General features: G+C 53.4%; 35 protein-coding genes and 2 pseudogenes. 11 read left to right on the top strand and 26 right to left on the bottom strand.

Annotated features, from left to right (window positions below; translation table 11 throughout):
- Nucleotides 1-22: 22 nt before the first annotated feature.
- Nucleotides 23-955: an SPASM domain-containing protein gene (locus A7C91_RS04065; protein ID WP_068665133.1), complete on the top strand. Its 933-nt coding sequence runs from the start codon at nucleotides 23-25 to the stop codon at nucleotides 953-955.
- On the opposite strand, the gene A7C91_RS04070 is transcribed toward A7C91_RS04065, so the two are convergent.
- Nucleotides 944-1,858 (bottom strand): Lrp/AsnC family transcriptional regulator, encoded by a 915-nt coding sequence (locus tag A7C91_RS04070; protein ID WP_068665135.1) that lies wholly within the window; start codon nucleotides 1,856-1,858, stop codon nucleotides 944-946. The two genes, A7C91_RS04065 and A7C91_RS04070, sit on opposite strands and share 12 nt — an antisense overlap.
- Before the next feature lie 56 nt (nucleotides 1,859-1,914).
- Here A7C91_RS04070 and A7C91_RS04075 point away from each other — a divergent pair, with 56 nt between their 5' ends.
- Genes A7C91_RS04075 through A7C91_RS04085 form a run of 3 tightly spaced genes read left to right on the top strand, consistent with a single transcriptional unit; the run spans nucleotide 1,915 to nucleotide 3,509 of the window.
- Entirely contained in the window at nucleotides 1,915-2,403 is a 489-nt protein-coding gene (locus A7C91_RS04075) for an adenosine-specific kinase (RefSeq protein ID WP_068665137.1), read from the top strand.
- A 43-nt stretch (nucleotides 2,404-2,446) separates the two neighbouring features.
- Complete coding sequence (locus tag A7C91_RS04080) at nucleotides 2,447-3,001, top strand: XTP/dITP diphosphatase (protein ID WP_068665140.1); 555 nt, start codon at nucleotides 2,447-2,449, stop codon at nucleotides 2,999-3,001.
- Between the two features lie 55 nt (nucleotides 3,002-3,056).
- A complete protein-coding gene (locus tag A7C91_RS04085; protein ID WP_068665143.1) occupies nucleotides 3,057-3,509 on the top strand; it encodes an Lrp/AsnC family transcriptional regulator in 453 nt (150 codons plus the stop codon).
- A gap of 65 nt (nucleotides 3,510-3,574) precedes the next feature.
- Here A7C91_RS04085 and A7C91_RS04090 read toward each other — a convergent pair whose 3' ends face one another.
- Nucleotides 3,575-4,411 (bottom strand): LipS1 family lipoyl synthase, encoded by an 837-nt coding sequence (locus tag A7C91_RS04090; RefSeq protein WP_068665145.1) that lies wholly within the window; start codon nucleotides 4,409-4,411, stop codon nucleotides 3,575-3,577.
- A gap of 187 nt (nucleotides 4,412-4,598) precedes the next feature.
- Nucleotides 4,599-5,891 (bottom strand): phosphopyruvate hydratase, encoded by a 1,293-nt coding sequence (eno, locus tag A7C91_RS04095; protein WP_068665147.1) that lies wholly within the window; start codon nucleotides 5,889-5,891, stop codon nucleotides 4,599-4,601.
- Nucleotides 5,892-6,006: 115 nt separating this feature from the next.
- Here eno and A7C91_RS04100 point away from each other — a divergent pair, with 115 nt between their 5' ends.
- The 4 genes from A7C91_RS04100 (at nucleotide 6,007) to A7C91_RS04115 (ending at nucleotide 8,739) form a co-directional block, all read left to right on the top strand.
- Nucleotides 6,007-7,215: a CGP-CTERM-anchored Cys-rich protein gene (locus tag A7C91_RS04100; RefSeq protein WP_068665149.1), complete on the top strand. Its 1,209-nt coding sequence runs from the start codon at nucleotides 6,007-6,009 to the stop codon at nucleotides 7,213-7,215.
- 30 nt (nucleotides 7,216-7,245) lie between these two features.
- Complete coding sequence (locus tag A7C91_RS04105; RefSeq protein ID WP_068665151.1) at nucleotides 7,246-7,551, top strand: hypothetical protein; 306 nt, start codon at nucleotides 7,246-7,248, stop codon at nucleotides 7,549-7,551.
- 239 nt (nucleotides 7,552-7,790) lie between these two features.
- Nucleotides 7,791-8,468 carry a deoxyribose-phosphate aldolase gene (gene deoC, locus A7C91_RS04110; protein ID WP_068665153.1) on the top strand — a complete coding sequence of 226 codons (678 nt, stop codon included), beginning with the start codon at nucleotides 7,791-7,793 and terminating at the stop codon, nucleotides 8,466-8,468.
- Complete coding sequence (locus A7C91_RS04115) at nucleotides 8,455-8,739, top strand: family 4B encapsulin nanocompartment shell protein (protein ID WP_068665155.1); 285 nt, start codon at nucleotides 8,455-8,457, stop codon at nucleotides 8,737-8,739. The genes deoC and A7C91_RS04115 overlap by 14 nt, the downstream gene beginning before the upstream one ends.
- Here A7C91_RS04115 and A7C91_RS04120 read toward each other — a convergent pair.
- The 7 genes from A7C91_RS04120 to A7C91_RS04150 form a co-directional block, all read right to left on the bottom strand.
- Nucleotides 8,736-9,335, bottom strand: coding sequence for an ECF transporter S component (locus A7C91_RS04120; RefSeq protein ID WP_068665157.1), 600 nt, complete (start codon nucleotides 9,333-9,335; stop codon nucleotides 8,736-8,738). The genes A7C91_RS04115 and A7C91_RS04120 overlap by 4 nt on opposite strands.
- A 58-nt stretch (nucleotides 9,336-9,393) precedes the next feature.
- Entirely contained in the window at nucleotides 9,394-10,731 is a 1,338-nt protein-coding gene (locus A7C91_RS04125; protein WP_068665159.1) for an ornithine aminotransferase, read from the bottom strand.
- Nucleotides 10,732-10,899: 168 nt separating this feature from the next.
- Nucleotides 10,900-11,892, bottom strand: a complete 993-nt coding sequence (gene trxB / locus A7C91_RS04130) for a thioredoxin-disulfide reductase (protein ID WP_068665161.1) — start codon at nucleotides 11,890-11,892, stop codon at nucleotides 10,900-10,902.
- Between the two features lie 176 nt (nucleotides 11,893-12,068).
- Nucleotides 12,069-12,266, bottom strand: a complete 198-nt coding sequence (locus tag A7C91_RS04135) for a hypothetical protein (RefSeq protein WP_068665163.1) — start codon at nucleotides 12,264-12,266, stop codon at nucleotides 12,069-12,071.
- Entirely contained in the window at nucleotides 12,257-12,727 is a 471-nt protein-coding gene (locus A7C91_RS04140) for a hypothetical protein (protein ID WP_199920109.1), read from the bottom strand. Before A7C91_RS04140 ends, A7C91_RS04135 begins: the two co-directional genes overlap by 10 nt.
- A gap of 116 nt (nucleotides 12,728-12,843) precedes the next feature.
- Complete coding sequence (locus A7C91_RS04145) at nucleotides 12,844-13,371, bottom strand: metal-dependent hydrolase (RefSeq protein WP_068665167.1); 528 nt, start codon at nucleotides 13,369-13,371, stop codon at nucleotides 12,844-12,846.
- On the bottom strand, nucleotides 13,368-14,576 hold the full coding sequence (locus A7C91_RS04150; RefSeq protein WP_068665169.1) for an ATP-binding protein: 1,209 nt from the start codon (nucleotides 14,574-14,576) through the stop codon (nucleotides 13,368-13,370). The genes A7C91_RS04145 and A7C91_RS04150 overlap by 4 nt, the downstream gene beginning before the upstream one ends.
- 61 nt (nucleotides 14,577-14,637) lie before the next feature.
- On the opposite strand from A7C91_RS04150, the gene A7C91_RS04155 reads away from it, so the two are divergent.
- The 3 genes and pseudogenes from A7C91_RS04155 (at nucleotide 14,638) to A7C91_RS11095 (ending at nucleotide 16,030) form a co-directional block, all read left to right on the top strand.
- Nucleotides 14,638-15,126 (top strand): THUMP domain-containing protein, encoded by a 489-nt coding sequence (locus tag A7C91_RS04155; protein ID WP_068665171.1) that lies wholly within the window; start codon nucleotides 14,638-14,640, stop codon nucleotides 15,124-15,126.
- Nucleotides 15,127-15,199: 73 nt separating this feature from the next.
- Nucleotides 15,200-15,864, top strand: a pseudogene (locus A7C91_RS04160) (SagB/ThcOx family dehydrogenase).
- Complete coding sequence (locus tag A7C91_RS11095) at nucleotides 15,857-16,030, top strand: hypothetical protein (RefSeq protein WP_167906712.1); 174 nt, start codon at nucleotides 15,857-15,859, stop codon at nucleotides 16,028-16,030. The pseudogene A7C91_RS04160 and the gene A7C91_RS11095 overlap by 8 nt, the downstream one beginning before the upstream one ends.
- A gap of 88 nt (nucleotides 16,031-16,118) precedes the next feature.
- Here the strand turns inward: A7C91_RS11095 and A7C91_RS04165 are convergent, their stop codons facing one another.
- The 16 genes and pseudogenes from A7C91_RS04165 to A7C91_RS04240 all read right to left on the bottom strand — a co-directional run bounded on the left by A7C91_RS04165 (nucleotide 16,119) and on the right by A7C91_RS04240 (nucleotide 26,633).
- Nucleotides 16,119-16,544 carry a 4Fe-4S dicluster domain-containing protein gene (locus A7C91_RS04165; RefSeq protein ID WP_068665173.1) on the bottom strand — a complete coding sequence of 142 codons (426 nt, stop codon included), beginning with the start codon at nucleotides 16,542-16,544 and terminating at the stop codon, nucleotides 16,119-16,121.
- On the bottom strand, nucleotides 16,541-17,533 hold the full coding sequence (locus tag A7C91_RS04170) for a respiratory chain complex I subunit 1 family protein (RefSeq protein WP_068665175.1): 993 nt from the start codon (nucleotides 17,531-17,533) through the stop codon (nucleotides 16,541-16,543). Before A7C91_RS04170 ends, A7C91_RS04165 begins: the two co-directional genes overlap by 4 nt.
- Nucleotides 17,534-17,538: 5 nt before the next feature.
- A pseudogene (locus A7C91_RS04175) lies at nucleotides 17,539-18,815 on the bottom strand (hydrogenase large subunit).
- Nucleotides 18,812-19,378: an NADH-quinone oxidoreductase subunit C gene (locus tag A7C91_RS04180; RefSeq protein WP_068665177.1), complete on the bottom strand. Its 567-nt coding sequence runs from the start codon at nucleotides 19,376-19,378 to the stop codon at nucleotides 18,812-18,814. The pseudogene A7C91_RS04175 and the gene A7C91_RS04180 overlap by 4 nt, the downstream one beginning before the upstream one ends.
- Entirely contained in the window at nucleotides 19,375-19,893 is a 519-nt protein-coding gene (locus A7C91_RS04185) for an NADH-quinone oxidoreductase subunit B family protein (RefSeq protein WP_068665179.1), read from the bottom strand. Before A7C91_RS04185 ends, A7C91_RS04180 begins: the two co-directional genes overlap by 4 nt.
- A gap of 6 nt (nucleotides 19,894-19,899) precedes the next feature.
- Complete coding sequence (gene mbhI, locus A7C91_RS04190; protein WP_068665181.1) at nucleotides 19,900-20,247, bottom strand: membrane-bound hydrogenase complex subunit MbhI; 348 nt, start codon at nucleotides 20,245-20,247, stop codon at nucleotides 19,900-19,902.
- 1 nt (nucleotide 20,248) lies between these two features.
- Nucleotides 20,249-21,793 (bottom strand): proton-conducting transporter transmembrane domain-containing protein, encoded by a 1,545-nt coding sequence (locus tag A7C91_RS04195; protein WP_068665183.1) that lies wholly within the window; start codon nucleotides 21,791-21,793, stop codon nucleotides 20,249-20,251.
- Nucleotides 21,790-22,149, bottom strand: coding sequence for an NADH-quinone oxidoreductase subunit K (locus A7C91_RS04200; protein ID WP_068665185.1), 360 nt, complete (start codon nucleotides 22,147-22,149; stop codon nucleotides 21,790-21,792). The genes A7C91_RS04195 and A7C91_RS04200 overlap by 4 nt, the downstream gene beginning before the upstream one ends.
- Nucleotides 22,146-22,580 carry a Na(+)/H(+) antiporter subunit B gene (locus tag A7C91_RS04205; protein WP_068665187.1) on the bottom strand — a complete coding sequence of 145 codons (435 nt, stop codon included), beginning with the start codon at nucleotides 22,578-22,580 and terminating at the stop codon, nucleotides 22,146-22,148. The genes A7C91_RS04200 and A7C91_RS04205 overlap by 4 nt, the downstream gene beginning before the upstream one ends.
- A gap of 26 nt (nucleotides 22,581-22,606) precedes the next feature.
- Nucleotides 22,607-22,903: a hydrogen gas-evolving membrane-bound hydrogenase subunit E gene (gene mbhE / locus A7C91_RS04210; protein WP_068665189.1), complete on the bottom strand. Its 297-nt coding sequence runs from the start codon at nucleotides 22,901-22,903 to the stop codon at nucleotides 22,607-22,609.
- Nucleotides 22,900-23,163, bottom strand: coding sequence for a hydrogenase subunit MbhD domain-containing protein (locus A7C91_RS04215; protein ID WP_068665191.1), 264 nt, complete (start codon nucleotides 23,161-23,163; stop codon nucleotides 22,900-22,902). The genes mbhE and A7C91_RS04215 overlap by 4 nt, the downstream gene beginning before the upstream one ends.
- Entirely contained in the window at nucleotides 23,144-23,524 is a 381-nt protein-coding gene (mnhG, locus tag A7C91_RS04220; RefSeq protein ID WP_068665193.1) for a monovalent cation/H(+) antiporter subunit G, read from the bottom strand. The genes A7C91_RS04215 and mnhG overlap by 20 nt, the downstream gene beginning before the upstream one ends.
- Entirely contained in the window at nucleotides 23,521-23,784 is a 264-nt protein-coding gene (locus A7C91_RS04225) for a cation:proton antiporter (RefSeq protein WP_068665195.1), read from the bottom strand. The genes mnhG and A7C91_RS04225 overlap by 4 nt, the downstream gene beginning before the upstream one ends.
- Nucleotides 23,781-24,287, bottom strand: coding sequence for a monovalent cation/H+ antiporter subunit E (locus tag A7C91_RS04230; RefSeq protein WP_068665197.1), 507 nt, complete (start codon nucleotides 24,285-24,287; stop codon nucleotides 23,781-23,783). Before A7C91_RS04230 ends, A7C91_RS04225 begins: the two co-directional genes overlap by 4 nt.
- Before the next feature lie 159 nt (nucleotides 24,288-24,446).
- Nucleotides 24,447-25,013: a molybdenum cofactor guanylyltransferase MobA gene (gene mobA, locus A7C91_RS04235; RefSeq protein WP_068665199.1), complete on the bottom strand. Its 567-nt coding sequence runs from the start codon at nucleotides 25,011-25,013 to the stop codon at nucleotides 24,447-24,449.
- Between the two features lie 51 nt (nucleotides 25,014-25,064).
- Complete coding sequence (locus tag A7C91_RS04240) at nucleotides 25,065-26,633, bottom strand: proton-conducting transporter transmembrane domain-containing protein (RefSeq protein ID WP_068665201.1); 1,569 nt, start codon at nucleotides 26,631-26,633, stop codon at nucleotides 25,065-25,067.

Raw genomic sequence — 26,633 nt, forward strand, 5'->3', positions numbered from 1 at the left:
ATCCCTCCCCCGGTGGGGTCCAATGGAGAAGGTCGTTTACGATAGCACTAATGCCGCTGGGGTGAACGCCTCGCCGAATATAGTCTCAGTGGGGAAGCCACCCTGGAGCCACAGGACACACAGTGGCAAGCTTGAGAGGCTCATACTCCAGCTCGGAGCTGGAAACGGGAGGTTTTCAGAGGTCACTGGAATTCCCCGCTCGATAGGCTGCATCGGGAACAACTCTTTCCTACTCAGGCGCGAGCCGCTCAGTCCAGAGCGCGTCAGGGAACTAATAAGGGATTTCAAAGAGCTCGGTGGGAGGGAGCTGTGGCTCACCAACTACGACCGCATTGAGTACCTCACTAGTATCGCGTCCTATGCGGCGGAAATTGGGGTTCCCGAAGTCTATGCCGTAATTAAACTCGAGGATCTCGGATTAATCCATCCAGTAGAGGATGTTCACTTCATCGCTGAGCTTGAGTACTCGGAAGAAAACATCAAGAGGCTTGAGGCCCACGGCTGGCTTCATGGAGCGCTGGTTATGGCCACCGCCAAGCAGTACGATGAGCTTAGAAGTCTCAGCACCGCATTTCCCGGAGAAATCTACGTTGACGTATTGTACCCGGGTTCCGCCAGAAAGCTCGACTTCAACGTTATAGAGATGAAGAGGGTTATCAACGCGAGCTCCGAGGAGTACCACGACTGCCTCTCCGGAACGGTTGCTATAACGGCCGAAGGCTACGCCCTTCCGTGCCCGCTGCTGAGGAACTACATAGTGGCGGACGTCAAGGAAGTTAGGCTCAAAAAGGTTCTCAGGAAAAGGCGTCTCAAGGAGTTCTGGAGACTCACAAAGGATAAGATAGAAGGCTGCAGCAATTGTCCTTTCAAGTATGTCTGCCATGACTGCAGGGCCTTGGAGTATCAGGCAACTGGAGACGTCTATGGCCTTGAGTACTGCCCGCTAGAACTCTAGTATCGAGCGGTAGCCGCTCCCATCTTTTTTGACCATCTTGGAGAACCTCGCGTATTTGCGGTTTTTCTCTATGTCCGCCAGTAGATCAAAGTATTCAATGGCGACCTTCTCCACGTAGTTGCTGAATTCGAACAGCTTTGTTCCGAGGTCCTCTTTGGATGAGAAAAACCACTCAAAGATATATTTATTGTTGTCCAGGACGCCAACCATTATCTCGTAGTCCCTAAAGCGCTCGAGAACTGCTTCATCGAGTGTGGACGTTATTCCTAAGACCCCCCTGTTGTAGGTGTCTACCTCTATATTTGCAAAGAAGCCTATTAATATTCCGTCTTCCTTAAGCTTGTTTACCATATACCTAATAGTCGGCCTGGTCTTTCCGAGCATTTTGGATATCTCCTTCATCGGAGTTCTGGCGTCCCACTTTAGGATGTCCATCAGCATGGCGTAGGCGTAGCTGTACCTCCACTCTCCGAATTCTCTCTTCTTGGCGGGTGGATATGCCTTGACCTCATAATACTCGTAATCCTCGGAGTATTTGGTCAGCATCTCGTCGATGTACTTGATCTGCTCCTTTGGGATGTGGAGGACGGCGTTTATTCCGTTTTTGAAACCGAAAATCGCGCATTGGTGAACGATGAACGGGTTTTGATACATCCTGTGGGCAACAAATCGGAGATCGTTTTGGGGAACGGAGAGAAAGGCGACGTAACTTCTCAGGCCCAGTTTGACTATATCGTACATGGCGTTGACTTGAACGTGTTCACCGTAGTATCTGTCATAAAGGCGCTTGAGCTTGTAATAATCGATTCCCTCCAGTTCGGCAATCTTTCGGAGGCTCCCCGTGGGATATTTATTCAAGAGCTCGACGAGAAATTCTATTTCTTCTATATTCAGCTCAATCATTTTACCTCACGGAAAAAGTTAAATACTCTGCGATATTAAATTTTCCGGTGGTGGCAATGGTGAAGATAGGGGTCGTTGATATTGAGAAGCCCGAGGGCGTTGAGGTAATAATCGGACAGGGCAACTTCTCAATATTCACCGTTGATGACCTTGCCAAGGCCCTGCTCACAACGGTTCCGGGAATAAAGTTTGGTATAGCCATGAACGAGGCCAAACCTCAGCTGACACGCTTCACTGGCAACGACGAGGAGCTTGAGAAGCTCGCCGCCAAGAACGCCCTTAAGATAGGCGCGGGGCATGTCTTCGTGATCCTGATGAAAAACGCTTTTCCGATAAACGTTCTCAACACTATCAAGAACCATCCGACGGTTGCCATGGTTTATGGCGCCAGTGAAAATCCTTTCCAGGTGATAGTAGCTGAAACCGAACTCGGAAGGTCCGTTCTTGGAGTTGTGGACGGTAAGGCTTCCAACAAGATTGAAACCGAGGAGCAGAAGGCCGAGAGGCGCGAGCTCGTTGAGAAGATAGGCTATAAAATAGACTGAAAGCTTTTTATCGTTCTCCTCTTCTTCAGTTTTTGGTGATCTGATGAGGCTGGCTTTTATCACTTCTAATCCCGGCAAGGTTGAGGAGGCACGGAAGTACTTTGAGCCTCTGGGCGTTGAAGTTTATCAGCTCAGGGTTGAGTATCCAGAGATACAAGCGGAGACCCTTGAGGAAGTTGCTCTTTTCGGTCTCGAGTGGCTGAGCAGGAAGCTGAAGGAGCCCTTCTTCCTCGATGACTCCGGGCTCTTCGTTGAGGCCCTCGGCGGATTTCCGGGTGTCTACTCCGCTTACGTTTACAAAACGCTGGGCAACGAGGGACTGCTCAAGCTCTTGGAGGGCGTTGAGAACAGGAAGGCATACTTCAAGAGCGTCGTTGCTTACTGGGACGGGGAGGCCCACCTCTTCACGGGAGTCGTTCACGGGGAGATAATCCACGAGAAGAGGGGGGACATGGGCTTTGGCTTCGACCCAATATTCAGACCTTCAGGTTTCGAAAAAACTTTTGCCGAAATGACAACCATCGAAAAGAACAGAATATCACACAGAGGTCAGGCGCTTAAGGCTTTTTCAGAGTGGCTAAAGGAAAACCTTAAATAAGCATATCCTACCAAGTTATATGATTACAGTTGGATAAGTGACGAAGGGGGTCGCGATGGTTTCCTCACTCGATGCCACTGATATGAAGCTGTTGAAGGAACTTAAGGAAAACGCCAGGGAGAACATAGCCTCGCTCAGCAAGAAGCTGGGCATCCCGAGGACCACCGTCCACTACCGCATCAAAAAGCTCGTGGACGAGGGAGTAATCGAGAAGTTCACAGTTAAGCCGAACTACAAAAAGCTTAACCTTGGCACTACAGCATTCATTCTCGCCAGATACGAGCCTGATTTAGGATTAAGTCAGCGTGAAGTGGCCGAGAGAATAGCGGCCCTCGATGGTGTCTATGAAGTCCACATAATAGCGGGAGAGTGGGATCTGCTCATTAAGGTGCGCGCCCCCTCATCCGAGGAGGTTGGAAAGATCGTCGTGGACAGGCTAAGGGAGATAAAGGGAGTGGGCCAGACCGTAACGATGGTCTCCTTCGTTACCGTGAAGGAGGAACTGTAAAAGCCTGGGGGCGATGATTGGCGTTCTCCTTTCTGATTTTATGATGATGCGAGGTTTCCTGAGCCCTACATGACGCAGCACTCGTAGATTATCTCAACTTTCCTTACAGTTTTTGCCCATTCGATAACTTTTGTTGGTGAATTTGTCAGTCTGTCAATGCCAGCCAGAACTGCCTTCCTGTCGAAATCTATGCGCCATTTCCCTAAGGGTCTCATGCATCCTATGCTGAGCTCGCCGTCGAACTTATTCCTTGCATATTCAACAACCCTGATGGCTTCATCAACGCTCGGTTTCTGAACTCCCTCCATCTCCGTGCCCTTCGTTGGGATGAGCACATCGAGTACGATGACGTCTATCGGGTACTGGAGGAGCATGTCTATTGCCTTATACTCCCAGTGAACCCTCCCGAAGTCAAGGCCTATGGTTATGTGCGGCGCAACGCGAATACCGGCCTCGCTCAGCAGGTCGAGGATTCTGAGGTAGTCCTCGACGGTCTTGTCTATCCTGTAAACGCGCCTTATAACATCGTTATCGCCGACGAAGTCGAGGGAAACGACGTCAACGTATTTGACCCACTCCAAATCGCTCTCGTCTATGAATCCAACGTGGGCGTTGAGCTTTAAGCTCGTTCTCCTCTTTATTTCCTTCAGCTCATCCGCGTACTTATCCAGTGGTACCTTCAGCCTTGAATCCATTCCTCCGCTGAGCAGACAACCGGTATAGCCGTTCCGCTCAAGGTCGAGGCAGAAGTTGAGGAGCTCTTTCCTAGTTGGCTTCTTCATGCCCTCAAGGTAGTGCCTCCCGCAGTGGGCGCAGTTGAGGGCACAGTAGTTGCCCGTGAGCGAGATTGAAGGAAATTTGATGCCTGGGATGTAGATCTTCAACTTTTTTCGTTCTGCCATTTAAACCACCTCGCAGAACAGGGAATTGCAGGGGGCAGGACCTTCCTGGAGAGCTTGATAGTTATTCTCCATTGGTTGAGGCCTCCATAGGATGAGCCCACTCTGCTGATTCTGGCAAGTTCAAAAAACGTTGAAGCCGAAGTTAAAAAACCCTTGTTGGCCAGAAATGTGGAAAAGAAGGAGCAGCTCAGAGGAAAGGGTTCCTGAACTTCCTGCCCGGATAGTACGCGATGCCCGTGAGCTCCTCCTCGATGCGGATGAGCTGGTTGTACTTGGCGTTCCTGTCGCTCCTGGCTGGAGCGCCGGTCTTTATCTGGCCTGCGTTGAGGGCGACTGCCAAGTCGGCTATGGTAGCATCCTCGGTTTCTCCGGAGCGGTGGGAGACGACGACGCCGTAGCCAGCTCTGAAGGCTGTGTAAGCGGCATCTATGGCCTCGCTCAGCGTTCCAATTTGGTTGACCTTGAGGAGGAGCGCGTTAGCCGCGCCAAGCTCGATGCCCCTCCTGAGCCTCTTCGGGTTGGTGACGAAGAGGTCGTCGCCGACTATCTGTATCTTGTCGCCGAGCTCTTTGGTGATGAGCTTGAAGCCTTCCCAGTCCTCCTCCTGGAACGGATCCTCGATGGAGACTATTGGATAAGCCGAGACGAGCTCCTTGTAGAGGTCAACGAGCTCTTCCCTCGTGTACTCCTTGCCGGCAACGACGTACTTGCCGATGTCCTGGTGGTAGAACTCGCTGGAAGCAGGATCGAGGGCGAAGGCTATCTCGTCGCCGGGCTTGTAGCCGGCCTCCTCGATGGCCTTTATGAGGGTCTCGAGGGGTTCGGTAACCTCTTTCATTGGCGGTGCGAAGCCACCCTCGTCTCCAACGTTTATTGCACCCTTGCTGTACTTCTCGGCTATGACGCTCTTAAGAACGTGGTAGGTCTCGCTGACCCACATTATGGCCTCCCTGAAGGAGGCTGCACCAACGGGCATTATCATGAACTCCTGGAAGTCGAGCTCGTTTCCAGCGTGAACGCCGCCGTTGATGACGTTGCTCATCGGAACGGGCATGGCGTAGGCGTTGGTTCCTCCGATGTACTGGTAGAGCGGAAGGCCGAGGGCATTGGCGGCGGCCTTAGCAACGGCCAGAGAAACGCCTAGGATAGCGTTTGCACCGAGGTTGCTCTTGTTCTCGGTGCCGTCGAGCTCGAGCATGAGCATATCGATGTCTCTCTGCCAGGTGACGTCCATTCCGATTATCTCGGGGGCGATTATCTTGTTTACGTTCTCGACTGCCCGTCTAACACCTTTCCCGTGGTAGCGCTTTCCTCCGTCGCGAAGCTCAAGGGCCTCGTGGGTTCCGGTGGAAGCGCCACTCGGAACGGCCGCTCTTCCCATGCTTATCGGCGTGTAGACTTCGACCTCGACAGTCGGGTTTCCCCTGCTGTCGAGTATCTCCCTTGCTATAACAGCAGTTATCTCAAAGGGATTCTCCATAGCAATCACCTCAGGTGATATTGGCCGTCCACCATATAAAGCTTTTAGCTTCGAACCTTGCTGAAGCGATAGATAGGCGTATATATTTTGAGGCCAATTAATTGCTGGTGAGAGAATGAAAAATGTGTTAGTTCTTGCTGTCCTGCTGATGTTTGCATTCACTCCGCTCGCTTGGGCCTGCATGAGTCCTGCTGATGCCTACGCCGTGGAGGTTATTCTTAACAAGCAGGGGATAGTTTACAGGCCGTATCCACCATTTGCCGCCCTCCACAATGCACTGATTGAAAACGACACTTTCATCTACCGCTCGCACTACGACAAAAGGCTCGCCGTCATCCTCTGGAACGCCAGTGACGGTCCCCACCTCAGGATAGAGATTCCGATGGAGTGGAGAGATGCTGGGGTAAGCCAAACGGCATTCAACGCTTCTCTTCTGATAACTGCTGAAGCCCTCGAAAAGCTGGGGGAAGACGGTTGGGAAACTGAGGACAACTTAACTTTCACCAGAGGCAACGTAACGATAACCCTGACACCGCTGAGCGGTGGGGAGTGCACAACTGATGCCGACTGCGCCACGGGTGGCTGTTCTGGGGAAGTCTGCGCGCCAAGGGCTGAGGCGTCCAAGATAGTGACTCCCTGCGTCTACCGTGAGTGGTACAGCTGCCTCGGGATGACCTCCTGCGGCTGCCTGAATGGAGTCTGCACCTGGAAGCCGAACCCAGCCTTTGAATCCTGCCTGAGGGAGCATGGTGTTGACCCTAGTAAGGTCATCAGGGCCGGTACCTTCCGAGTGAAAGTCAAGGCATACAACCAGAGCCCTGCGGAGGCGGAAGCCGCCGTTAAGGGTTTTCTGGGAGCTTTCGGTGCCGAATGTGGCTTTGGAGGGCTCACTTTTGTGGAACCGCTCGGTGGGAGGCTCGTCCCCGTGGTCGATCCGGCAGAGATAAACTTCTCCGAGGCGGTAAAGGTCGAGCTTCAGTGGCTGCGGGAGAACGGCGTATTGGATATAAGTGACGAAGACATAGCGGCGATAGCAAAAATTGCAAAGCCGGGGAAGGCTGGGCCGAACTCCCACATTGGCTGGTACGAGACGAAGAACGGCACCTACGCATGGATACCGTACGATGAGAGTCTCAACCCCATGCTGGTCAGGTGCATCACCGATACGGCGCCCATCTACGACCTTCCAAACGGCACCGCTTACATAGGGCCCACACTCACTAAACCGCCCGCTACAGAAACTCCGAGTACTTCGGGCGGCCCGATATGCGGACCTGGCATCGTGGTTGGGCTGGCGCTCTTAGTCCTTCTCAGGAGGGGGTGAGTTTTTAAACCTCCCATCCAGATTTTTATCATGGATTGGAAAAGGCAGCTCAGGAGAGATGGCTTTCTCGAAATCGATGGATTCAGGATAGAGCTGAGCCTCGACAACACGTTCATGGATCTTGAATACATCCCACGTATCATCGTCTACGACTACGAGAACGGAAAGTGGCACGTGTTAAGGAACCCTATCGAGGGCAGTTCCAGCTTCGAAGAGCTCTGGGACAATGCCGTGGAAACACTTGAGCGCATAGTTAACGGTGAAGAGGAGCCCATTTTTGGGGATGAGGAAGTGGGAAAGCGGTTCATAAAGTCCTTAAAAGCCCTGAGGGACTAGTGGTCCTAGAGAGGGCCTTTTTGAGTTTCATTTTTGAACTTTTCCAGTGGAAAACGAAGCCCTCTTCAAAACATTTGTTGGGCTGTCTCTGGAATAGCGAATATTTTTACAGATGCTCGGAAAAACGCTTAAAGCTTGGCTAAGCTCCAGAAGAGGCCGCGGATTTTCCGATAGAGTCATAATTTCTGGGGGGAAAGGTCTAAAATACCTTTCACCGTTAGTAGTATCAGGTGGTACCGATGGCCCATGAGATTGATGTTGCCAAGTACATAGACCACACCAACCTTAAGCCCTACGCTACTGAGGAGGACATAATCAAGCTCTGCGACGAAGCGAAGGAGTACGGCTTCTACGCTGTCTGCGTCAACCCTTACCGTGTTAAGCTAGCCAAAGAGCGGCTCAAGGGGAGCGGTGTCAAAGTCGCAACGGTCATAGGCTTTCCCCTGGGGGCAACGCCCATCGAGGTGAAGGTCTTCGAGGCGAGGAAAGCCCTTGAGGACGGTGCCGACGAGCTGGATATGGTGATAAACATTGGCGCGCTGAAGGACAAAAACTACGACTACGTCAAAAAGGACATAGAAGAAGTCGTGAGGGTCGCCCATGAGAGGGGTGCTATAGTGAAGGTCATCATCGAGACCTGCTATCTGAGCGAGGAAGAGAAGGTTAAGGCCTGTGAGCTGGCGAAGGAGGCTGGAGCGGACTTCGTTAAGACCTCCACGGGCTTTGGAACCGGTGGAGCAACGGTAGAGGACGTCAGTCTGATGAGGAAGGTAGTCGGCCCAGAGATGGGTGTCAAAGCGTCTGGAGGAATCAGAACCTACGAGCAGGCCTTTGCCATGATAGAGGCTGGTGCTAACAGGATCGGAACCTCGAGCGGTGCAAAAATAGCGGAGGGGGCAAGGAGTGCAGGAAGTTAGGGATATTCTCCAGAGGGCCATCCAGGAACTTAAGACTGAGGGCCTTGAGCCCGATATTCTCCTCGTTGGCCCGGGATTTTTGAAGCACTCAGCCGAATTTCTGAGTCAATGCAGGCTCAAGATTTACAGGATAGAAGAGCTGGGCTACGATGCAGTCGTCGCGGACTCCAAGTATCTTGGCCAGATAAAGCGGGCATCAAGGAGAATCTCCGTGGAACCCCTTCTTGAAGAGAACAAGATGTGGGAAGAAATAAAGAGGCTGGAAGTTTAAATGAGATCCTCAACTTCAGGATATCTCTTCTTTATTGCCTGTGCAAGTCCCGTGCCAGCGAGTACTCCGGTAACGGCCTGAACGATATTTGCCGGCACTTCCTGATAAGCCGCCACGACTCCGAACATGTAAGCCTCGAAGAGGAAGTATCCTGATATCATGATTATTCCGCCGACGATGCCCGCGATGGCGAGGGTTGAGACGTTGTCGCTTCTATTGGCGAGGTAACCGACAGCTAAGCCCTCGAGTCCCTTAACTACGAGCGTTATCGGCGCCCATCCTGGGTAGCCGGCTAGGACATCTCCCAGGGCCGAACCGACTCCCCCCGCGAAGACTCCAACCACTGGCCCAAAAACCATCGCTGCGAACATGACCATCGTGTCACCGAAGTTGAGGTAGCCCCCGGTGGCAGGAATAGTTACCGTGACGAAGGCCGTTGTAACGCCGACAACTGCCGCCATCATCGCCGATATCGCCATTACGTTGGCGCTCCTGAACTTCTTCCTGTTGGCCCAGAGGTAGGCGAGGTAGACTATGATCGCTCCTCCGAGCACGTAGGGTACGTAAGGCTTGAGCATCCCAGTTAGGTCTGCCATGGTTTACCACCTGGAGAGTTCAATTACAATTTTATAAAAAAGTTTGGGAAGAATAGATTCACTTGAGAGCGGCCTTGAGGGCCTCCTCAAAGATCTCCATTGCCACGTCTATCTCTTCCTTGGTTATGATGAGCGGCGGGATGAACCTTATGCTGTTGTCGCCGCAGCCGAGGAGTATAAGGCCGCGTTTGACAGCTTCCTTGACGATTTCGTTCCTGAGATCTGGGTGCTTTTCCTTGGTGTCCTTGCTCTTGACTATCTCGACCGCCTGGGCCAGTCCGAGACCGCGGGCATCTCCAACGACTTCATAGCGCTCCTCGAACTCCTTGAGGTACTTGTGGAGGTAGTCGCCGACCTCCTGGACGTGCGGAAGGAGCTCCTTGACTATCTCCACCACCTCTATTCCGGCCGTTATTGCCACTGGGTTGCCGCCGAAGGTCGAGGCGTGCCTTCCTGGCTTGTCGAAGGCGATATCTGCTCTGTGGACAACACCAGCGAGCGGAATTCCACCGCCTATGGCCTTTCCGAACTGGATGGTGTCCGGGGCAACATCGAAGTGCTCGATGGCCCAGAACCTGCCCGTCCTTCCGACGCCCATCTGAACTTCGTCGTCAGCTAAGAGTATTCCGTAGTTGTCAGCCAGCTTCTTGAGCTCCCTGAAGAAGTTCTTTGGCGGGACAACGTAGCCACCCTCCCCTTGGATGGGCTCGAAGACTATCGCACCGACGTCCTCCGGTGGAACGTGCCTGAACACGTACTCCTCGATGAACTCTATAACGCGGTTGACGAGCTCGTCCGGCTCGGCATAGCCGTCGATGTGCCAGGGGTTCCTGTAGGGGTTCGGATAGGGTACGTGCTCGACGCCGGGCATGGTCGGGAAGAAGCGCTCCTGCTGGACCCACTTACTCGCGGTCAAGCTCAGAACAGCCTGTGTCCTGCCGTGGAATGCGTGGTAGAAGGCCATGAACCTCTTCCTGCCGGTGCTGTACTTAACGAGCTTCATCATGGCCTCGTTGGCTTCCGCACCGCTGTTCTGGTAAACGACTTTCTTCGGGAAGTCGCCTGGAGCTAGTTCGGCAAGCTTCTGGGCGAGTATGACAGCGTTCTCGTAGAAGAAGTCGTTCAGAGCGAAGTGAGTGAACTTTTCGGCCTGCCTCTTGACGGCCTCGACTACGCGCGGATGGACGTGGCCGACGTTGAGAACACCGACACCGCTTCCGAAGTCATAGAAGACGTTTCCATCGACGTCGTAGACGAGTATGCCATCACCATGGTCGATGACTATCGGGAGGGTCTCGGGGTCCTGGGTGGTAACTGTCAGAGCCTCGAAGTTCTTCTTTATTATCTCCTGAGCCTTCGGCCCGGGGAGCTCCTTAACATTTGGTCTAATCGCCATCATGAATCACCGATGGGAGAAAGGAACTCCACCTATATAATTCTATGTTCATCAATGAACACTTTTGGTCGAAGAATTTTCGGAGAAATCCCTTGATAAATGCCGATGTATACAGACTACTTCATTCCTCAAGAACTGAGTTCAAAAGAAACAAATAACGAAAAATGCTCACTCCAGGCTCTTCCCGTTCCACTCCTCGAGGAGCTCCTTCGCTGAGTTGGCAGCGATGGCACCCTGGCCGACTGCAACCGCTATCTGCTTGAAAACGTTGGTTATGTCTCCTGCTGCAAAGATGCCCTTGACCTTAGTGCGCATGTGCATGTCCACCGAGATGTAGCCGTACTCGTCGGTTATGCCGAGGTGTTTGACGAAGTCGGTCTTCGGCTCGTAGCCTATGAAGATGAAGACACCGTCAACGGCCATCTCCGTCTCCTCGTCGGTCTTGATGTTCTTGAGTCTCACCGCTTCGACCTTGTTGGTTCCCTTGATCTCCGTAACGACGGTGTTGAGTATCGTTGGAATGCCGCTCTCCTTGAACCTGTCCTGTAGTATCTTGTCGGCTCTGAACTTGTCGCGCCTGTGGACGAGGGTAACGTCAACGCCGATGCTCTTCAGGTATAGAGCCTCCTGCAAAGCGGTGTTTCCTCCGCCAACCACTATTATCTTCTTGCCCTTGAAGAGTGGGCCGTCGCAGGTGGCACAGTAGCTGACTCCCCTGCCGGTGAACTCGGCCTCGCCTGGAACGTTGAGCTTTCTTGGAGCGGCTCCGACGGCTATGATTATGGTCCTGCCTTTGTACTCCTTTCCGTTCTTGGTCCTGACCACGAACTTGCACGGACCCTCATAGTAGGCACAGTCCGTTGGGTCTATCCTCCCGACCTCGTCGAAGATTATCTCAACGCCGAGCTTCTTGACGTGCTCGTGCATCCTGTTGGTTAATTCCGAGCCGCTGATGCCCTCCGGGAAGCCGGAGTAGTTCTCTATGAGGTCTGTCAGTGCCATGTTTCCACCGAGGTCCTTGCTGATTATCAGGGTCTCCAGTCCGAAGCGTGCCGCGTATATCGCTGCGGTGAAGCCAGCCGGTCCCGCTCCTATGATGAGCACGTCCCATGTCTTTTTCTCATACTCGCCTACGCGTGAAAATCCTCCCAGACTGAACATATACCTCACCTCCTGGCTTAGCTAACATGGGTTATTTAAAAGCATTATTGCCCACTAGTGTGTATTTGGTCATATTACCGCCCAGACCTTCACCTCTCCCTCGGGCGTCCCATCGCCTTGCTCGACGATGATTGGGGTTTTATCATGGATATCGCTCCCTAACGGAACGTCGAGGGTCAGTTGACGGTGTATTCTCCGTGTCCCTCGAGGAGAACTTCCCTTTTGAGGGTCCGCTTAAAGCTCCTATGGTCTGCAACGCGTCTGTCTGAGATTACGATGAGCTTCTCCCTCAGGAGCTTCCTCTCGAAGTCGCCCCCTTCCTTCGTGTATATTAGCCTTTCCGTTACCTTTGGCTTCTCCCTCTTCAGTTCCACCTTGCTCCGCGGTTATTTTGGATGGAAACGTAGGACCTCCCATGGATTTCCCACTCGTTCGTCTCCAGGTTAAGGTGCGCGAATTCCATGTCATTGGAGACCTCTAATGAAGTCTTCTCCATGCTTATCCTGTACGAGGGGATTATTGGAATCCTGAGGATTCCATCGAACTCTGGGTCTTTGACGAGGTATGCTGGGACGTCTATAAGGGCCTCCTCGGCCTTGTTAATCAGCAAGGAGAACCTTTCGGGCTTCAGCTCTATTCTATCCGTCTTGATTTCCTCTGATTCTGTGAATTTTCTCTTGATGCTGTAGTGTCTGCTCCTCACGGAGCTCGACCATATTCCCTTCAGTGTGAACCTTCCCTTAACGGGCCTCATCCTCTTTGGACGAATTAGCTTGTTTCCCTCAAGCCTGAGGGCTTCCCTGAACCTCTCCGCCCTCTGCTTAGCTGTCTCCACCTGGTGGTGACCCCAGAGGATAATGGCTAATACAATGAACAGAAGAAGAAAAGGAACAGCTCCAGATCCATGCCACCACCGATGGGAGTTGCTCCTTAAAACGATAAACCTTTCCCTCATACCAGCGAGACGTCCCTGTCGAGTATCAGGTGCAGCGTGTAGCCGCTGAACGCTGCGAAGCCGAGGAAGAGGGCCTCTTCCGTGCTCATTCCAAGGCCGAAAGTGCTTAATGCAAACGCGAGCAGGCCGTAAACCATTGCGACGAGCAGGCTGTGGACTATCCCTCTGTGCCCAGGCATTATTGCGGTGAACCCGTACCACGCCACCACTCCGGCAACCGCCCCGATGATCCACGCTAGGAGGACGTTCTCCCACTCCGGCCCTATGTGAATCATGTCCACCGTTCTCAGGTAGACCACGCTGCCCACGAGGACTGAAACTATGGGCTTCGTCCCGCGGTGGATGAGGGCGTTTGGATGATCTATGTCCGGGAGGTCGCTCCCCAGGACGTAGAGAGCATAGCCTAAGACCATCGCTATCGGAGTGAAATGGAAGGGAACGCCGTAGTTTTTGAGGAGCAACGCCACCGCAACCGCGAGGGGGTAGGTTATTATCCCCGCCAGCACGTGCTCCTCGTAGTTCATTCCTTGGCATCCTCCCTTTCTGCATCTTCCTCAAGGAACTTTTTCACGTATTCTGGAACTTTATAGTTGCCCTTGGGGTCGCCGACCAGGAAGCCAAGCCTTATGAGCTCGTTAAGCTGGTCATAGACCTGCATTCCAGGCCTCTTGACTTCCTTGGCTATCTGGATGTAGCTTACCGGCCCGCCGTTGAACTTGAAGACTATCGTCTCAACGAGGTCTTTGTAGTTCTTGGGAATCCTTGTGAGGTACTCCTCCAGGCTCTTCGGCTCCTCAAGAATGGTCGTAACCACGTAGTCGTCTATTGGGTCGAACTTGTGTTTGGCCGCCTCGCTGAGCACGTAGTGGAGGAGCCTTAGAATCTGCCTCGGGTTGCCCTTTCCGAGCTCGTGGATGAGCTTTATTGCCCCCTCAGTGAAGGGATACAGCGGGTCGTCCGTGTCCCGTATCCTAACGCGGTTAAGCCTCTTCTTGACGAGCTCGTAGGCTTCATCCCGGCTCATGGTCCTGAGCTTGAACTCGTAGTGGAGGCGCATGAAGAATGCGGGGAATATCTTTGTGTACTCTTCGTAGGCTTCCGGAACGCAGGCGAAGGCCACTATGCAACCCTTGGGCATGTTGCTTATGAAGTGCCTCAGCATCTCGAAGAATTGTATCTTCTCCTGTTCTCTCGCCGTCTGCATGTTTTCAAGCTCATCGAGGAGGAGGGCGCAGTATGAATATTTACTCATCTGCTCTGTGAGGAGTTCTGCTATGTCCCTGCTCTTGTACTCTTGGCTTGAGCTGAGCATCTTTTCGAGCCTATCTATGAAGCCAAGCTTCCTAGAGATGTTCTCGAGGAAGATGTTCGTCCTGCTCTTCGGCGGCTTGAGGGCGTAGAAGATATCGCGAGTGAGTTTAAGGATGTCGTTGGTGTCGACCTTGACGTAGATGGCCTTTCCTTGGTTTTCTTCTATCACTTTGGCAATGCTCTTGAGGCGCTGGGTCTTTCCCATTCCGAGGGGGCCGACTATGGACAGCGCTATGGAGCTCTTGTTGCCGAGCACCTCGGAGATTATCATCTGGAGGCGCATGTCGATTTCCTGGTAGACGTGTATGCCCTCGACGTCCTGTATTCCTTCGCTTGCGAGCTGCTCAAAGGGGTTTCGAGAAAGGCCGTATATTTCGTATGACTGGTATTGGTAAAGCTTAAGGCCGCGGGGTTCCATTTTAACTCACCGCATAGTTTAGGGTGGTGAAATATAAAAACTTGCCCATTGGTGAGCAAAAATGGCGGTTCTGCTCGTTACGGCTCCCCAGAGACGGGAGGGCGATGCGATACTCGAGCTGGAGTGGGCGCTGGAGAAGGTTAGAGTTAAGGGAACCGACTGGCACGGTGTTTTACTGGCAGAAACTCCCCTCTCCATGGGAGAAGCCCTCAAACGGCTGAAGAACTTCGAGACGCAGGCGATAAAGAGGGTGATACCCCTCATGGAACTCGTTTCCGCGAGGAGGGAGGAGATATTCAAAGCTGCCCTGGGGATCGCTGGAGACAGGTTGAGGGGCACTTTCGCCGTTCGTGCCAAGGTGAGGGGGAACAAAAAGCTCTCCGCGAGGGAAATCGAACGGGAGCTCGGGGCCCTCATAGTTGATGAATTAAGCGCCAAAGTCGATTTGACGAATCCGGACTTCCTCGTTGTCGTTGAAGTTCTCGGAAAGAAAGCAGGGGTGAGCGTTCTAAAGTCAGGGGAGATACTGAAGTTCGAGGTCCATGAGTGAATTATAAATAGAATGCCTGCAATATAGAAATATGTGGTGCCGACGAACTGCCTGGCTGGTGATCCTGATGGTTATGCTATCCCCCTTAGTCATTCTCTTCAGGCCCTACTTCAAGCGTCCTTTTCCTGAAGGGCTGGGAGAAGGCGAGATTAAACTTCCAGAGCCGCGCTTAACCGGCGAGATGAGTGTTGAGGAGATCATAGTAAAGAGAAGGAGCGTCGGGACTATACAGATGATCCTATAACCCTCGAACAGCTCTCTCAGCTCCTCTGGGCGGCCCAGGGGATAACAATGAGGTCAAAAGGTTACCGCTCTGCGCCGAGCGCAGGGGCAACGTATCCCTTCAAGGTCTATGTGGTTGTTGGAAACGTCGGGGGCCTCGAGCCTGGGATTTACCATTACGACCCCTCTACCCACAGCCGGAGCATCATCAAAGCTGGAGACTTCAGGGCCGAGCTCCAGAGCGCTGCCCTCGACCAGGAGTGGGTCGGCGATGCGCCTGTGGACATAATTCTCGTCGCATTCTACGAGAGAACCGCCAATGTCTACGGCGAGAGGGGAATCCGCTACGTCCACATGGAAGCGGGGCACATAGGTCAGAACCTCTACCTTCAGGCGACCGCTCTTGGCCTTGGAACGGTCGCGGTCGGAGCCTTCCATGACGACCGCGTGGCGGCGATCCTTGAAACGGAAGGCGCTCCCCTCTACATCTTCCCAGTGGGTGTTCCAGTTGATTGACCATGGGACCCTTGGCTACATGGCCTTCGCCCTCATGAATTTTGCCATGCTCAGCGGGGCATTGATTTTTCTATCAAAAAGACGGGACTTCTGGATCAAGCTTCATATAGTCATTAGCATCATAGCTTACATCCTGATGGTTCTGACGATATGGGTGGTCCGTTAGAGGTTTAGTGTGAATAGCCCGATCTGTAGAAAATGTGGCAAACCCGAAAAGGGATAAAATATTGGCTCAAAGGGGAGAAAAGGAGAGGTCACTTATTTTCGGCCTTCTTGGCGGCTTCTTTCGCCTTCTTCTGCTCCTCGAGCTTCTTCTTCAGCTCCTCAATTTCCTCCTCCTTGAACCATATGAACTTCTCGTCGTACTTGTCGTAGCTCGCTAGGAGGAACTCGTCGCTCATCTTGAGGGCGTTGGTGGGGCAGACGTCAACGCACTGGCTGCAGAAGACACACCTGCCAGTCCAGAGGGTAACCTTCCTGACCTCTGGGAGGTAAACAAACACTCCCGCTGGACAGACGGTAACGCACATCCTGCAGCCGACGCACTTGTCCACGTCGTAGATGAGCCTTCCCCTGAAGTTCTCTGGAACTGGAACTGGCTCCATCTTGGGGAAGAGGTTGGTGGCTGGCTTCTTTGCAAGGTTCCTGAGGACCGTTGGGATAAGCGGTGAGAGCCTCACATTATCACCTCCATGGCTATGAGGAGGGAGCCGAGGAGAGAGGCCAAGAAGACGTTTTTCCAAAGGAAGTCAACGGCTTGCGTTATCTTCAGCCTTCCCGTTGTTGCCCTGAAGATGCTCTGCACTGCAAAGAGCAGGAGGAATACCTTGAGCGTGTGGAAGAGCAGGTCTGCTATGGTCGCGGCATAGTCAGTCAGTCCGAGATAGCCAGATATTCCCCATGGGAAGAATATGGCCACTATCAAGCTGGCGCTTATGAAGGCCTTTAGGGCTTTGGTCAGCTTGAATAAAGCCAGATACCTTCCACTGTACTCGACGAGCAGTCCCTCGGCTATCTCTTCCTCCGCGTCTGGGATGTTGAAGAATCCAACCTCTATCTCGCTCGCCAACCATACGATGAATACGTACAGCAGTATCAGAGCTCCAACGAGGCTCATTGGGGTTCCTATCTCCCATATGTTGTGCTGGTAGAAGACACTCATGCTGAAGGGCTTTTCAATGCCGAGCTTGCCGAGGCGCCACATTATTGCGAATATCGCCAGCATCATCGCAGGCTCCCTTGAGACCATTATGGCGGCTTCCCTCGCGGCTCCTATCTTTGCGTAGGGGTTGCCTGAGCTTATTGCTCCGAGTATCTTGAAGAGGCTGAGGAGGGCAAGGAGGTAGATAAAGACTATGATGTCGCCCTTGCTCGTCAAAATCGGCTCAAAGCCCATGGGTGTGTAAGCGAGGAGCGCTATGGCCGTGGCGAGGCTCAGCACTGGGGCGGCCCTGAACATGAAGTTTGACGTGTTTGGAATTATGGTCTCCTTGCTCGCCAACTTAAAGAAGTCGTAGAGTGGCTGGAGCAGCGGCGGCCCGACCCTGCGCTGCATTCTGGCAACGAGCTTCCTGTCTATTCCTTCCCATATGAGCGAAGCTAATGAGACAAAGATATAAAGACCCACCAAACCTGCAACTGGGTAAACGACGCCTGTCATGATGTCCATCCTCATCACCTCGAGCAGCCCAGACATATGGGTGTCGGGTTTCCCTTTATCTCAGGGTTTATCTCTCGCGTCTTCTTTATCGATGCCTTGAGGAGGTCCTTCTCGGTTAAGATTCTCTTCTTGCCGTCCTCGACCACCGCCACCCTGTCCGTACAGCTCAGGCAGGGGTCTATTGAGGCAACGGCGACCACGAAATCCGCGACCTGGTCGCCTATCACTCCCTTTGCCACCGCGAAGAGGTTCGGGAAGGTCGGCTCCCTCGGCTTCCAGCGGAGAGGCTTGTCGCTTCCCTTCTTTCCGCGGACGTAGTGAACCAGCTCTCCTCTCGGGGCCTCGTACCTTCCAATGCCCTCTCCGTCTACCATTATCCTGAGCTTTGCGACCAGAACGTTGTCCTTGGGGAAGGTCTTGATTTTCCCGGTCGGCATCCGGTCGAGGGCGTGCTCTATGAGTTCTAAGCTCTGCCAGAGCTCGCCGATTCTCACCGCAATCCTGTCGAAGACATCTCCGTGGGGCTTTTCCCCAGTAACGTCCTGCGGCATGATGGGCTTTATTCCTAGGTCTGGGTAAACGCCGAGCCTCTCGCTCCACCTCGCGTCGTCCCGGATTCCGCTTCCTCTTCCGGTCGGGCCGACCGCGCCTGTTCCATCGCGACGCGCTTGCTTATGACCGCGCAGTCCCTGAACCTTGCCTCTATCGTGGGGTCGTGGAGGAAGACTTCCTCTATCTGGGGCATAACCTCGCGGTAGTACTTTATCATGTCGAGGATTAAGCGCTTCCTCTTCTCGTCGATGTCCCTCCTGACGCCGCTGATGGTTATCATGGAATAGTTCACCCTGTTTCCGGCCACTGCCTCAAGGGTGTCCATGACCCTTTCTCTCGCGAGCCAGGTCATGTGTAGCACAGTGTCGTAGCCTATGTCGTGGGCCAAAACTCCGAGGTTGAGCAGGTGGGAGTGAATTCTCTCGAGCTCGCCGACGATGACGCGAATGTACTCGGCCCTCTCCGGCACCTCTATCCCGGCCGCCTCCTCGACGGCCCTCGTGTAGGTGTGGTTGTGCGAGAAGGAGCAGATTCCGCACATTCTCTCCGCCAGATACATTATCTGGACGTAGTTCCTCCTCAGGGCTATCCACTGGATTCCGCGCAGGTTATAGCCGAGCTTTACGTCCACATCAACTATCCTCTCGCCGTCGAGGGTGAGTATGAACTTCTCCGGCTCCTCCAGACCGGGGTGAATCGGACCGAAGGGTATCTTGACCCAGTACTCGACTTTAGTCATTTCTTAGCACCCCCTTTGAGGTAGTACGGGTGGCCTGCGTTGTGGACCATCTCCTCCGGCACGCCTTTGTCGTCGATGCGGAGCGGGTATATCCCCTCAGGAAAGTCCTCGGGCAGGAAGAGCCTCCTTTTGTCGGGCGCTCCTTCGAAGTCTATGCCGATCATCTCCATGCCTTCCCTCTCGAACTGGAGGGCTATGGGGAAGATGTCGCTTATGTCCGGCAACGTTGGGTCGTCCTTGGGCGCGTGGACGTCGATGAGCAGGGAAACGGCTGGGGCGTCGTCGTAGTAAATCACGAGGTGGTTCAGGAAGCCGAGCTCTTCCCCCCAGTCCTGCTCGATGCCTATCGAGTAGTGGGCCTCGCCGTCAAGCGCTTTTATGAACTTCATCAGCTCGCGGTAGTCCTCCTTTTGGACTCTCACCCAGACCCTCTCCCGCATCCACTTGTTGGTCTTGACCTCGACCTGGGCGTTTGGAAAGCGCTCCGCTATTGCATTCGCGACCTTCTCGGCCTTGGTTGGCTTTTTAACCTCAGTTCCCTCGTTAGCATGAGTCTCGCTCATTCTTTCACCTCCGGAACCTCACCCTCCAGGATTTTAGCCAGCTTTTCGAGGGCCAAAACGACGCCGTGGAGTATAGCTTCGGGCCTCGGCGGACAGCCTGGGACGTAAACATCTACAGGAATAACGTTGCTCAGCGGCGCGTTGGTGAAGGGACTCTCATAGAAGACGCTCCCGCCGGTGGGGCAGGAGCCGACGGCTATGACTATCTTCGGCTCGGGCGTCTGCTCGTAGACCAGTTTAACCCTCTCGAGGCTCTGGTTGGTTACCGGTCCGGTAACGAGGAGTATGTCGGCGTGCCTCGGACTGCCGACGAGCTTGACTCCGAAGCGCTCCGCGTCGTAGCGGGGCGTTAGGGCCGCTATTATCTCGATGTCACAGCCGTTGCACGAGCCGGTGTTCACGTGGAAGACCCACGGTGACTTCCCGATGAACCTGCACAGCTGGGCGATTCTCTTCTCAAGCCTCTTGCGTTCCGGTGAGTTTGAACCTCCGTTAGCGGGAACGGTTATTGCCATTTTCCTTCACCCCCATATCAACAGCACTCCCATGACGAAGGCAGTAACTATGACGAGGTAGCTCACGTAGTCGGTCAGCAGTCCGGTATGGTCGGCCTTGAGGGCGGTGAAGAAGCGCTTGAGCGCGTAAGTAAGCCCCCACATGACATTCCTGCCGGTGTAGTGGCCCTCGAGATGCTCGAAGCCTGGAATCACCTTGTCGGAGTCTTCACCGCTTATGAATATCTTCGTCCCGTCACCGACTTCCCTCGTCCCCATGCCGGATTTAGCGGCCCACCTCTCGAGTAGCCACGCTAAGATGAGTCCGATGATAAAGACAAAGACGAAGTAGAGGGCATCCCAGTAGCCGAACATTTCACGCACCCCCTAAGACAGTGCTTACGTAGGCCAGCTGATTCTCAAGGGCCTTCACGGCTGGAATCATGATTTTCTCGCTTATCTGCCACGGGAAGAGGCCCATGACGATAATGGCAACCACAAGGAGTATTATCGGCCAGAGCATCGTTCCCTCGGGGTCTTTGGCCTTCATGACACTCTCACTGGGCCTTCCGAAGAAGGTGTAGAGCACCCTTACGTATGCGGCGGTACAGAAGGCTGTTCCGATTATGGCTATCGCACCCAGTATCGGGTTGAATATCGCCGAGCTTTCATAGATGAGCCACTTGCTCGCGAAGCCGTTGAGGGGCGGCATTCCTATTATCGCGGCCGCACCAATCAGGAAGGCGAAGGTCGTCTTGGGCATGGTTTTTGCTATTCCGCTCAGCTCGTTGAGGTTCCTCGTTCCGAGCTGGTGGATTACCGCTCCTGCGACAAGGAAGAGGAGGGCCTTCATGAGGGCGTGGTTGAAGGTGTGGTAAATAGCTCCCGCCATTGCTATCTCGCCGGTCTGGCTTCCATAGGCAGCTAAACCGATTCCAAGGCCGAGGAGGATGTAGCCTATCTGTCCGACTGAAGAGTATGCTAAGAGCCTCTTCATGTCGTTCTGGATTACCGCCATCGCGTTGCCGATTACCAGCGTTATACATGCGAAGATGATGATGACCCACCCGACGGTCTTCACGCTTATGCTTGCCCCATAGATGCTGAAGAGTATTCTGGCCAAGGCGTAGATTCCGCCTATCTTGATGACGAGACCTGAAAGCATGGCACTTATCGAGCTCGGCGCTGCCGGGTGGGCATCTGCCAGCCACATGTGGACTGGGGAAGCACCACTCTTGAAGAGAAGTCCCGCTATGAAGAGCGCCAGAGCAACCTTGGCCGTAACGCTAGGGCTTTCAGCGAGCTTCAAAGCGAGATAGCTCATAGTGAGCGTTCCGTACTGGCCGTAGAGGAGCGCTATGCCGAGCAGGATGAAGGCACTTGCTATCGAGCCGACGAACATGTACTTGATACCGGCTTCAATGCCCTCCCACGTGTCGTTCCTGAAAGCCACCAACGCGTAGCTGGCGATGCTCATTATCTCTAGGAAGACGTAGAAGTTGAAGAGGTCACCGGTTATGGCTATGCCGAGCATTCCAAGCTCGAGGATTATGATAAGGGTGTAGTACTTGTCGAGGCCCGTGTCGTGCTTCATATAGCCGAGGGAATAAAGCACGGCCAGGAAGCTCACGAGTGTTACCATGAAGACCATGAGAGCCCCAAAGAGGTCCACTTCCCAGACTATCCTTATCGGGAAGTTAGCCTGTCCGAGCGGGCTCTTGGCACCGAGGGTGTAAACGATTATCCCCCTGTTCTCCCAGACGCTGTAGAACATCGCCGAGCCGACGGCGAGTGTTGCGCCGCTGATTATGACGGCCCATGCTTCCCTGGACTTTCTTCCCAGAAGGTTCACCATGGGCATTGAGAACGCTCCGAAGAGCGGAATGATTATGAGGTATGGAAGTATTGCCTCGCCATTCATCCCCTCAACCTCCTTAGAGCTCTCACGTCAAGGCTTCCGTAGTGTCTGTAGGCGTTTATCGTGAGCGCAACCGCGAGCGAGAGCACACAGACGCCGATGACTATGCTCGTGAGGACCAGCGCCTGGGGAAGCGGGCCGACCATCGGGCTCTTGAGAGTCTCGTAGCCGGTGTAAATCGGCGCGGTCGGAATCTGGTTCAGCTCTATGCGGTAGCCGAGGCTGATGAGGAGCAGGTGTATCCCCGAATCTATGATATCAAGCGCTAAAATCAGCTTGATTAGGTTTCTCTTTGCCAGAAAGGCGTAGATTCCGAGGGCTATGAGCAGGAACGCGGTGATGAACTGGAACTGAATCATGACTTCCACCTCCTGTAAAGTGCTATCGTTGTTAGTGCACTAACGAGTCCCGTGAAGACCTTCAGACCGACAGCCAAGTTCATTATCGGCAGGTATCCCGCCGAGAGGAGCGTTCCGGGCTGGCCGTTGAAGAAGGGCCCGTTGTGCCAGAGCGTGTTGTAAAAGAACGCAACCCCCATACCGAGCATCGCCACCCCTAGGAAGGTCAGGCCGCCTATGCCTTCTAGGGCCGAGTAGAGGCTCTTGTTGTATTGCTCCTTCATCTCGTCGAGGCCGAATGCAACCAGGAATAATATTCCCGCTCCCGCTATGGTGGCACCCCCCTGGAAGCCACCACCCGGTGTCAGGTGACCGTGCACTACTATGTAGGTACCGAAAATTCCTATGAGCGGGATTATAGCTCTAGCAGTCGTCTTCACGATGAGACCCATATCGTCCCCGCACCCCGGTTTGCAGGTCATGCCTCATCCCTCCTCCAGGGCCTTAGAAGGGCTATCGCACCGGCTATAGCTGTGAACAAAACGGTGGCCTCCCCAATCGTATCGTATCCACGGTAGTCGAACACGATGTCGGTGACTATGTTCATACCGCCGACCTCCTTGAGGCCGTGGGTGATGTAGTAGTTGTCTGTATAGCGGAGCGCGAGCCACTCGCTACCGCCGGGGCCGAACTTGAGACCGTAGTTGGGGTTCGCTATATAGAGGAGTGCCCCCAGAATGAACAGCAGTGAGAGATAAGCTATGGTTCTTTTCACGGTTCCACCTCCCATCTCTCGGTCTTCGCTATGCCGTAAACCACAACAGCCGTAACCACACCTGCTCCGACGGCCGCTTCGGCTATGGCAACGTCAGGTGCGTGAAGCATGTAGAACTCAAGGCTCAGGAGCAGGCTCATAGCGGCCGACATGAGTGCAGCAGCCAGCAAGTCCCTGAAGCGAATCGTGAGATAGGCCGTGATCAGGACGCTGATAAGAATAATAGCCTGAATCGCCATATCAATCGTTAGGGCGTTCATCCCCCTCACCCCCAAGCTTCCTTTCATACGCATCGACAACCGCTCTGGCCGGCTTGTAGCCGCTCAGGTGTGCAGCTTTGGCTATTGCATGAGCCCCGACCGGGTTCGTCAGGAGGAGCGCTACCAGCGCCACGAAGCTGTGGAGGGCCATCTGGAGGTACTTTGGGTCGCCGGTGACGTGAAGCTGGTAAAAGGCGTGGGTGACGACCGCTAAAACCGCGAATATCGTTCCAAACGTGGTGCACTTGGTTGCCCCGTGGAGCCTCGTGTAGACGTCGGGGAAGCGATGGAGGGCTATGCTTCCGAGGAGGTTGAAGGCGATGTTTATCGCCAGGAAGGCGTAAATCAGGTACTCAATCATTTCAATCCCCCCTGCAGGTATCTCGCGACTATCAGCGTTCCTATGTAGCTGAGAAGCGCGTAAACGATGGCTATGTCGATGTAGATCGTCCTGTCATAGGCAGCACCGAGAAGGACCATCCCCGCAACGACGAGGGTGTTGAGAGTGTCAACGCCAACCACCCTGTCTGGAACCGTTGGACCGAGAAGAATCCTGAGTATTGCCAAGAACGCTCCGATGGATATTATCAGCGCCGAGTAGAAGAACACTGGTTCAATCATCTCCCCAACCTCCTTGCCCACTTTTCAAAGGAACCTGAGACTGGCTCCGAGTTCTCCGGCCTCTCAAGTCCCTCGGGAATGTCAATCCAGTGGACGTAGAGGGCCTTCTCCTCAGGACAGGCATCGATGGTGAGCGTTCCCGGCGTGAGCGTTATCGAGTTGCTGAGAATCGTGTACTGGGCGTCGTTTTCGAGGTCAACAGGAACGCGCACTATGCCTGGCCTTATCTTGCCGGTTATAACGAGCCAAGCGACGTGGAAGTTGGCCTTGACCATGCCCAAAAAGAGCGGGCCGATGGAGTAAACTATGAACTCAAGCCATTTTATTGGGTTTAGGAAGCGGCTAGCCTTTTCACCAATGATGCCTTTGGTAGTATATGCTACTACCGCCGAGAACAACAGACCGGCTATTAGTTCCTCGCTGCTCCATAATAGTCCGCTGCTGCCTGCTGTCAGCCCCAGCCAGAGGATGTAGCACCAGATGAAGGCGGCAATAAATGCCATCTTTCTACCACCCCACGTTTGGTTCAAAACACCTTTTTACAATTTTGTTTACCATTTCACAAACCTAATTGGATGTTTACTCTTAAAAGCGTTTTTTTAAAGCTTAGAATTGAAAATAAAAGTATGTAACACCCTGTTTTAAACCAAAGGTTCAGGAATTCAGGGTTTTCGCAGATCAGTTTTTCTGTTCACGTTGAAAAAACTTTCTCTCCATTCAAAGGGGACTTTTTCTATTGTTAAGTAGCAGACATTGGCTTTTTCTATGGCTCTCTTTATCATATATTCTTCTAAAGCTAGTTGCTTCTCTATAATGTCCAAGAATCCCATAGAATATGCTGCATGCAGTGGTTCTATGTGCCCATTAATCCAGCGCGGAACGCAGACAGCCTTCTTACTCTTTTGGAAGTACTTGATTATATAATCTACAAACTCAGGCACTATGCGGGGCATGTCCCCTGCCGTGACGAAAGCGTCCTCTAAGCGTAGAGCAGTATATATTCCTCCAATTGGGCCAACGAGAAGCTCATCAACAAGAACATGGTAGCCAAAGGTTTTCAGCTTTTCAGCGTTTTCAGGAGAGGCAACGATGACAACCCCATCTATTTCATTTGCTGATTCAAGTCTCTCAATTGTATGAAGGATTAACGGCTTTCCGTCGATTCTGTACAGAAGTTTGTTTCCACCAAAACGCTTTGACCTGCCTCCCGCTAGAACCGCTCCAATCAATCCCTTCCCTCCACGTTGGTGCTTTAGTGTGCCTGAAGAATATAAAAAGGATTAAAGGCCCATCTTCAGCTTTGTCGCGTATTCCAGTGCCGCCTGGATGTAGAGCCTGTAGTCCATGGCCTGGCTTACAGCGGGGTTAATGTAGTGTTCGATGATGTATGGTGCGAAGAGTCCAAGCAGCAGGCAGATGACTGCCAGTATCAGCAGAACCCCGCTCATGCTGCCATGTTCCCTGACGGTCGCCTTCTCCTTGGGCTTGCCGAGCCAGATCTCCTGGAACACTCTAACGTAAGCCACCAGTGCAATCACAGAGCTCAGCACAAGGACCATTGCTAGGGCAAAGCTTTTCTCCATCAAAGCGTTGAAGAGCAACAATTTGCTGAAGAACACGTTGAATGGCGGGATTCCGACGAGGCTCAGCGTTGCTATGGCCAGGCTGAAGGTGGCGACGGGCATCTGCCTGCCGAGGCCTGCCAGGTCCGAGATGTCCCTTGAGCCAGCGGCATGGATAAAAACACCAGCCGCAAGGAAGAGTAATGCCTTAGCAATCGCGTGGTTGATGATGTGGAAAGCCGCTGCCTGAAGTGCCAGCTGGGTTCCAACGCCAACTGCCATCACCAGATAGCCCATGTGCATTACAGTTGAATACGCGATGAGCTTCTTCACGTCGCGCTGAACGTTCATCATGAGGGCACCGAAGAATGCCGAAACCGCACCCAGGACTATCAGGATAACGCTGAGGGCGTGGATAATCCCACTGAGCGAACCACTGACTTCGCCGCCGTAGATGGTGTAGAGGAATCTGATGAGTGAGTAGACACCGACGTTGACGACCAGTCCGGAGAGTACGGCCGAGATTGAACTCGGCGCTGCTGGGTGGGCTTCTGGCAACCAAAAATGATTCGGAACAATCGCTGCTTTTATAAGAAACGCCCACGTTGCCAGAGCCAGAGCAACACCTGAAGCTATCGCGATATTGCCGTAAGTGGTGCCCGCTATCGGGAAGCTCAATCCGTGGATTAATGCGCTCAAGTTGGCCATGTTCAATGTTCCAAACGCCCCGTAGAGTATTCCAAGCGCGAGGAAGTACATGGTCGTTCCGAGAGCGCCGATAAAGGCGTACTTCAGGCCGGCGCAGATTGAATCGCCCCTGTCCCTGTAGAACATGACGAGGGCGTATGCTGCAATGCTTGTTACCTCAATCATGACGAAGAGATTGAAAGCGTCGCCAGTGAGGAGAACGCCGAGTAAACCGGCCTCAAGGCCGAGGTAGAGGGTATAGTACCACTCTAAGCCCTCCTCGTGCTCCAGGTAGCGGTAGCTGTAAATCGCAATCAGGAACATCAGCACGGCAGTAACCAGGGCGAAGAGGGCGCTCATCCTGTCAACTTCATATATTATTCCCACTGGGGCGGCCCAACCGCCGAAAGTGTAGATTAAAGGCTTGCTGGAGTTATAAACTTGCCTGAAAAGCTCGTAGGAGGCTAGTAAAGTCAAGCCCGTGCCTATTAGGGCGTAAGCTTGAGTCACCTTCCTGTTGCCCTTGACTATTATTGACGTGAGCGGGAGAGCAAAGGCGAAGAGTATTGGTATCACAGGGGTGAATCCCACGATGTCCAT

This window comes from Thermococcus piezophilus (assembly GCF_001647085.1).
GTDB classification, from domain to species: Archaea; Methanobacteriota_B; Thermococci; order Thermococcales; family Thermococcaceae; genus Thermococcus; species Thermococcus piezophilus.